The sequence below is a fragment of the Micromonospora sp. ATA51 genome (assembly GCF_016802855.1).
Lineage (GTDB): Bacteria > Actinomycetota > Actinomycetes > Mycobacteriales > Micromonosporaceae > Micromonospora > Micromonospora sicca.
The window spans coordinates 1-6554 of sequence record NZ_JAEVHJ010000356.1 but is presented as its reverse complement, the minus strand read 5'-3'; the positions used below and the strand labels follow the sequence as shown (position 1 = coordinate 6554).

The following is a 6554-nucleotide window of genomic DNA, read 5'->3' as shown; positions in this document are numbered from 1 at the left end:
CTGTCCCTGACCACCGGTCTGCACATCCCCGTCGACGCCGGCGTGGCGGCGGCGTTCCTCCGCTGATCGTCCGTCCAGAAAGGAGCTCCTGTGGCCCTGCCTACCAGCCGCACCACCCGGGACAGCCGCACCTCCCCGGCCAGCCGGTCCCGCCGTGGGGCCCGGCGCCGGCCGCCCGGCCGAGCCGGGCGGGCAAGTTCGTCGGCGCGGGCGCGCTGGTGCTGGCGCTGATGTTCGGCTCCGGTGTGGCCGGCGGCGCGCTCGCCCTGGCCCTCGACGGGGACGGCGGGGTCACCCGCACCTACTCGGCGGCGCCCGTGCTCAACAGCGCGGACCTGCCGAAGATCGCCGCCGCCGTCCAGGACAGCGTGGTCTCGATCATCACGGACAACGGTGAGGGCTCCGGGGTGATCCTCAGCGCCGACGGTTACGTGCTGACCAACAACCACGTGGTCGCCTCCGCCAGCGGCGACACGGTGAAGGTGGTCTTCGCCGACGGCAAGACCGCACAGGCGAAGATCGTCGGCACCGACCCGAAGACCGACCTGGCGGTGGTCAAGGCCGGCGGGGTCAGCGGGCTGAAGGCGGCGAAGTTCGGCGACAGCGACGGGATGCAGGTCGGCGACCAGGTGCTCGCCCTGGGCAGCCCGCTCGGCCTGCAGGGCTCGGTCACCGCGGGCATCCTCAGCGCCCGGGACCGGACCATCCAGGCGGGCAGCGAGGGCCAGCAGCAGGACCCGCAGCGGGCCGCCAGCTCGATCTCCGGCCTGCTCCAGACCGACGCCCCGATCAACCCGGGCAACTCCGGCGGCGCGCTGGTCAACACCCGGGGCGAGGTGATCGGCATCAACACCGCGATCGCCACCGCCGGGCAGGGCAGCAACGGCAACATCGGCGTCGGCTTCGCCATCCCGAGCAACAAGGCAAAGGACGTCGCCGAGAAGCTCCAGCGCGGCGAGAAGGTCAGCCACCCCTCGCTCGGGGTCAGCGTCAACGCCGCCGAGGACGGCGGGGCGCTGGTCGCCGCGGTCACCCCGGGCAGCGCCGCCGAGAAGGCCGGGCTCCAGCGGGGCGACGTGATCACCAAGTTCGGCGACAAGGTGATCAACGACTCCAACGACCTGGTGGGCGCCGTCCAGTCCGGCAAGGTGGGCGACCGGGTCGAGGTGCAGTTCAAGCGGAATGGATCGGCACAGACGGCAACCGTGACGCTCGCCGAGACGTCATAAGGGATTGACGCGCCGAGAAGGCGCGGGGATACGGACCTTCCTCCGCCAGGCGGCGGGTGACGGAGCCAAGGGGGTTGGCTCCGTCGCCCGCCGCCTTTTCCGTACCCGCTCACCCGCATCGGGTGAGCCCGGCTCACCCCGCCCGGCGGCATCCTCGACGGACGGGAACCGTAGGGGAGGGGACGTGATGACCACCGCAACCGCCGCCCGCACCGATCCGGAGATCCAGCGGGACGTGCTCGACGAGCTCGACTGGGACGCGCAGACGCGGCCGACCGAGATCGGCGTGACGGTCGCCGCGGGCGTGGTCACGCTCACCGGCTGGGTGGACAGCTACGCCCGCCGCTGGGCTGCCGAGCGCTGCGCCCACCGGGTACGCGGGGTGCGGGCGGTCGCCAGCGAGATCGAGGTACGCCTGCCCGGCACGGACGAGCGCACCGACGCGGAGATCGCCATCGCGGCCGGCCGGGCGCTGGAGTGGGACAGCTTCGTGCCCGCCGAGCGGCTGGACGTCACGGTCGCCAACGGCTGGGTGATGCTCCGCGGCGAGGTGGAGTACGGCTTCCAGCGGCGTACCGCGGAACGGGAGCTGCGCCGGCTGCGCGGCGTACGCGGGGTGACGAACCTGGTGGAGGTCCACCCGCCCAGCCCGCCCAGCGACGAACAGATCCGCCGGGACCTGCAACGGGCGCTGATCCGGCGGACCGGCACGGAACGTGTCGACATCGAGGTCAGCGGGGACACCGTGGTGCTGAGCGGGGTGGTCCGCTCCTGGTGGCAGCGGGACGAGGCGGAACGGGTGGCCTGGTCGATGCCGGGCGTCCGGGAGGTGCACGAGCGGCTCGTCGTCGCCGGATGAGGCCGGGCCGCCGTTTGCCGCCGCCGGCACCGGGAAAGCGCCGCCGATCACGATCGTCGGGGACCAACGGGGAGGACTCGTGGCCGTGAACAACCTGTCGTCGGACCGCTCGCGGGCAGGGCCACTGCGGATCGCGATGGTGGCGCCGCCCTGGCTGTCGGTGCCGCCACCCGGTTACGGCGGGCTGGAACACGTGGTGGCCGGGCTGGTGGACGGCCTCGTCGGGGAAGGTCACGAGGTGACCCTGTTCGGCGCCGGCGCGGACCACGGCACCGGCGCGGAGTTCGTCTCCACCGAGCCCGTGCTGCAGTACGAGCGGCTCGGCGAGGCGCTGCCCGAGCTGGCCCACCTGGCCCGGGTCAACCGGCTGATCTCCGCCGCCGATTTCGACGTGATCCACGACCACACCAACATCGGCCCGCTGATCGCCGGCCACCGGGCGGTGCCCACCGTGGCGACCGTGCACGGCAACCCGGTGGGCGAGTACGGCGACGTGCTCAGCGACATCGACCAGGACGTCGGTCTGGTGGCCATCTCGCACGCCCAGCGGCGGGCCAACCCGGGGCTGCCCTGGGCGGGCACGGTGCACAACGCGATGCCGGCGCGGGACGTTCCGAGCAAGCGGACACCCGGTCGGGGGCCGGTGCTCTGGCTCGCCCGGTTCAGCCCGGACAAGGGCCCGGAGGTGGCGATCCGGGCCTGCCGGGCGGCCGGCCTTCCGCTCACCCTGGCCGGCAAGTGCAACGAGCCGGCCGAGCGCCGCTACCTCGAGCAGGTGGTCGAGCCCCTGCTGGACGAGGACGTGACGCTGGTGCTGAACGCGGACCGGGAGGCCACCCAGCGGCTGCTGCTCAACGCCCGCTGCCTGATCATGCCGATCCAGTGGGAGGAGCCGTTCGGCATGGTGATGCTGGAGGCGATGGCGACCGGTACGCCGGTGGTGGCGCTGCGCCGGGGCGCTGTGCCGGAGCTGGTCCGCCCGGGCCGGACCGGCCTGGTCTGCGACCGGCCCGACGAGCTGCCGGCGGCGCTGCGCGAGTCGTCCCGGTTGGACCCGGCCGACTGCGTGGCGCACGTCGCGGAGAACTTCTCGATGGAGCGGATGGCCCGCGGCTACGAGGCGGTGTACCGGAGCTTCCTCGCGGACCGGGCCGTCGGCCCCGGGGCGCGGGAGCCGGCCCGGGTCACGGCCCGCTGACCGGTCACGTCCGCGCCGCGGTCAGCCCGGCGGCCGCGGCGTCGAGCTGACGGGCGTACCCGGGTGCGATGCTCCCCTCGTGCTGCCGCTCCCCGATCTTTGCGGGGAGCCGGTCCACCGCGGCCGTCAGCTTTGCGGGAACGTGTCCGCCCTGTCGGCGGCTGTCCGTTCCCTGGTCGCGCTCCGCGACGTCGGCGCCGCCCGCGGTGACCGCGCGCGGCCGCCGGCCGGCTCCGGCGGCCCGTTTCGGGCCGCGTGCCAGGATGAACGTCATGAGTGGCGGTCCGGTGGCGTTCGTGCTCGGCGGCGGGGGAGTGCTCGGCGCCGTCGAGGTCGGCATGCTCCGGGCGCTGTTCCGGGCCCGGATCCGGCCGGACATGGTGCTGGGCACCTCGATCGGGGCGGTCAACGGCGCCCTGGTCGCGGCCGACCCGTCCGAGGCCGTCACCGACCGGCTGGTCCGGCTCTGGGCCTCCCCCGAGGCCAGCGAGGTGTACGGCGACTCGGTCGCCCGGCAGCTGCGCCGCTTCGCCGCGCGCACCCACCTGCACTCGCCCCGGCCGCTGCGCCGGCTGCTGGAGAGCGAGTTGGGCGAGGACACCACCTTCGAAGACCTGAGGGTCCCGTTCCGCTGCTGCGCGGCGAACATCGAACGGGCCGCCGAGCACTGGTTCCACAGTGGACCGCTGGTGCCCGCGGTGCTCGCCTCCGCGTCGGTGCCCGGGCTGCTGCCGCCCACCCAGATAAACGGCCAGCACTACATCGACGGCGGGATCGTGAACTCGATCCCGATCGGGGAGGCGGTCGCCGCCGGCGCCACCCGGATCTTCGTCCTCCAGGTGGGACGGATCGAGCGGGAGCTGAGCCCGCCCCGGCGGCCCTGGGAGATCGCCCAGGTCGCCTTCGAGGTCGCCCGGCGGCACCGGTTCGCCCGGGAGATGGCGGCCCTGCCCGACGGGGTGGAGGTGCACGTGCTGCCGACCGGCGGCGGAAGCCCCCGCGACGACAGCCCGTGGGCGTACCGGGACATGGCGGCGGTGGGCCGGCGGATCAGCCGGGCATACACCGCCTCCCGGCACTACCTGGCGACCCAGCTGGAGCACTGATGCCGCTGCCGCCCCGGTGGGTACGCCGGTTGCTGCTGGCTCCCGGCGTGGTGCTGCTCGCCGCTGCGGTGGTGGCCACCCTGCCCGCCTGGGCGCTGGTCGCGCTGGCCGCCTCGCCGCTGGTCCCCGGCCGGCTGCGACCGCTGCGGCTGCTCTGGATCGGCGCGGTCTACCTGGTCTGGGACGCCGCCGCGCTGGTCGCCCTGTTCGGGCTCTGGCTGGCGTCCGGCTTCGGCGCGCGCAAGCGGTCGCCGGCCTTCCAGCGGGCGCACTACCTGCTGGCCGGGCACTTCCTGCGGGTGCTGTTCTGGCAGGCCCGCTGGACGCTGCGGCTGAGCATCGACGTGGTCGGTACGGACCCCGACACCGCGCTGCCCGGCCGGCCGGAGCTGGTGCTCTGCCGGCACGCCGGCCCCGGTGACTCCTTCATCCTGATCCACGCGCTGGTGAACTGGTTCCATCGGGAGCCGCGGATCGTGCTCAAGGAGAGTCTCCAGTGGGACCCGGCGATCGACGTGCTGCTCAACCGGCTGCCGAACCGGTTCATCGCCCCCGGGCCGGACGGCCGGGACACGACGGTCGCACAGATCGGCCACCTGGCCACCGGCCTGGACGACGACGACGCGTTCGTGATCTTCCCGGAGGGCGGCAACTTCACCCCGAGCCGGCGGCTGCGGGCCATCGCCCGGCTGCGCGCGCTGGGGCTGGAGCGGATGGCGCTGCGCGCCGAGCGGATGCAGAACGTGCTCGCCCCGCAGCCGGGCGGGCTGTTGGCCGCCCTGGACGCCGCCCCGGACGCCGGGGTCGTCTTCGTCGCGCACACCGGGCTGGACCGCATGCTCACCGTCACCGACGTGTGGCGGGAGCTGCCGATGGACAAGCGGATCGTGATGCGGTTCTGGTCGGTGCCGCCCGAGGAGGTCCCGGTCGACCGGCAGGAACGCATCGACTGGCTCTTCGACTGGTGGGCCCGGATCGACGGCTGGATCGCGGCCAACCGCGACGGGGTCGGCGCCTGACCGGACCCCGTTCCAGGCTTTTCGGAGGAACGCCACGTAGGGTGCGCTCGTGGAGCAGATCTGCGTGGTGACGACGGTGGTGGACGCGCGCTCGGTCGCGGACGTGCTGGCGGCTGCGGCCGTCGCCGGGCGGTTGGCGGCGTGCGCCCAGGTCGGCGGGCAGTTGGACAGCACCTACTGGTGGCAGTCGGCGATCCAGACCACCGCCGAGTGGACGCTGCAGTTCAAGACCGCCCCGGACCGGGTGACCGCCCTGGTCGACCAGCTCCGCGCCAACCATCCGTACGAGGTGCCGGAGATCCTGGTGACCCGGGTGGAGAGCGGCAACCCCGACTACGCGGCCTGGGTGCACGAGCACACCCGCCCCTAGGTACTCCTACTCTGGGCGGCCGGCCGCCCGGGCACCATGCTGTCCGGGTGGAGAACACCGGCTACCCCTGCCCCGGCTGCGGCGCGCCCGCCGACCTCGCCTCCGGCTGTCCCGGCTGCAATCGCCCGCCGTACCCGCCCGCCGCCGAGGTGGTCCGGCTGGACCGGGAGATCGCCACGCTGGCCCCGGAGGTGGAGCGGGCCCGGGTGACGTACCAGGACCTGCTGGCCCGGCTGGGCGCGGCCCGGCAGCGCCGGTCGGAGCTGGCCGCCCGGATCCGCCTGGAGATCCCGCCGCCGCAGCCGGTGCGACCCGTCCCGGTCCCGCCGGCGCCGGTCGTGGTCGGGCCGGGCCGGCCGGAGACCTCGACCCGGACGGTGCAGGGCCTGCTCTTCGTCCTCGGTGGACTCCTCCTCGGCACCGCGGCGATCGTCTTCACCGCCGTCGCCTGGGCGGCCGTCGGGGTGGCCGGGCGGGCGCTGATCCTGGCCGCGGTCACCGTGCTCGCGCTGGCCGTGCCGCTGGTCGCGACCCGGCGTGGGCTGCGTGGCACGGCCGAGACGTTCGCGGCGGTGGGGCTGCTGCTGGTGCTCCTGGACGGGTACGCCGCCTGGACGGTGGACCTGTTCGGCGTGGCCGGCTGGCCGGGAACCCGGTACGCCGCGCTGGTCGGGGGGATCGGCGCGGCGGTGTCGGCCGGGTACGCGCGGCTGAGCCGGCTGACCGTGCCGTGGTTCGCGGCGCTGCTGGCCGCGCAGCCGGTGCTGCCCCTG

At 74.3% G+C, this 6554-nt stretch carries 7 protein-coding genes and 1 pseudogene; 7 read left to right on the top strand and 1 reads right to left on the bottom strand.

What is annotated here, in order from left to right:
* The 3 genes from JNW87_RS32815 to JNW87_RS32805 all read left to right on the top strand — a co-directional run.
* On the top strand, nt 1–1229 hold a 1229-nt coding region (locus tag JNW87_RS32815; protein WP_238455017.1), incomplete at its 5' end, for a S1C family serine protease.
* A 187-nt stretch (nt 1230–1416) separates the two neighbouring features.
* A complete protein-coding gene (locus JNW87_RS32810; protein ID WP_109805010.1) occupies nt 1417–2088 on the top strand; it encodes a BON domain-containing protein in 672 nt (223 codons plus the stop codon).
* Nucleotides 2089–2224: 136 nt separating this feature from the next.
* Complete coding sequence (locus JNW87_RS32805) at nt 2225–3286, top strand: glycosyltransferase family 4 protein (protein ID WP_109805014.1); 1062 nt, start codon at nt 2225–2227, stop codon at nt 3284–3286.
* Between the two features lie 4 nt (nt 3287–3290).
* On the opposite strand, the gene JNW87_RS32800 is transcribed toward JNW87_RS32805, so the two are convergent.
* On the bottom strand, nt 3291–3560 hold the full coding sequence (locus tag JNW87_RS32800; RefSeq protein WP_238455016.1) for a hypothetical protein: 270 nt from the start codon (nt 3558–3560) through the stop codon (nt 3291–3293).
* Here JNW87_RS32800 and JNW87_RS32795 point away from each other — a divergent pair.
* The 4 genes and pseudogenes from JNW87_RS32795 to JNW87_RS32780 form a co-directional block, all read left to right on the top strand.
* Nucleotides 3559–4392, top strand: coding sequence for a patatin-like phospholipase family protein (locus JNW87_RS32795; RefSeq protein ID WP_109805011.1), 834 nt, complete (start codon nt 3559–3561; stop codon nt 4390–4392). The genes JNW87_RS32800 and JNW87_RS32795 overlap by 2 nt on opposite strands.
* The gene (locus JNW87_RS32790) at nt 4392–5411 is read left to right on the top strand and encodes a 1-acyl-sn-glycerol-3-phosphate acyltransferase (RefSeq protein WP_109805012.1); all 1020 of its coding nucleotides are present in this window, start codon (nt 4392–4394) and stop codon (nt 5409–5411) included. The genes JNW87_RS32795 and JNW87_RS32790 overlap by 1 nt, the downstream gene beginning before the upstream one ends.
* A gap of 49 nt (nt 5412–5460) precedes the next feature.
* The gene (cutA, locus tag JNW87_RS32785; protein ID WP_109805013.1) at nt 5461–5781 is read left to right on the top strand and encodes a divalent-cation tolerance protein CutA; all 321 of its coding nucleotides are present in this window, start codon (nt 5461–5463) and stop codon (nt 5779–5781) included.
* Nucleotides 5782–5828: 47 nt separating this feature from the next.
* Nucleotides 5829–6554, top strand: a pseudogene (locus JNW87_RS32780) (hypothetical protein); the annotation flags it as partial.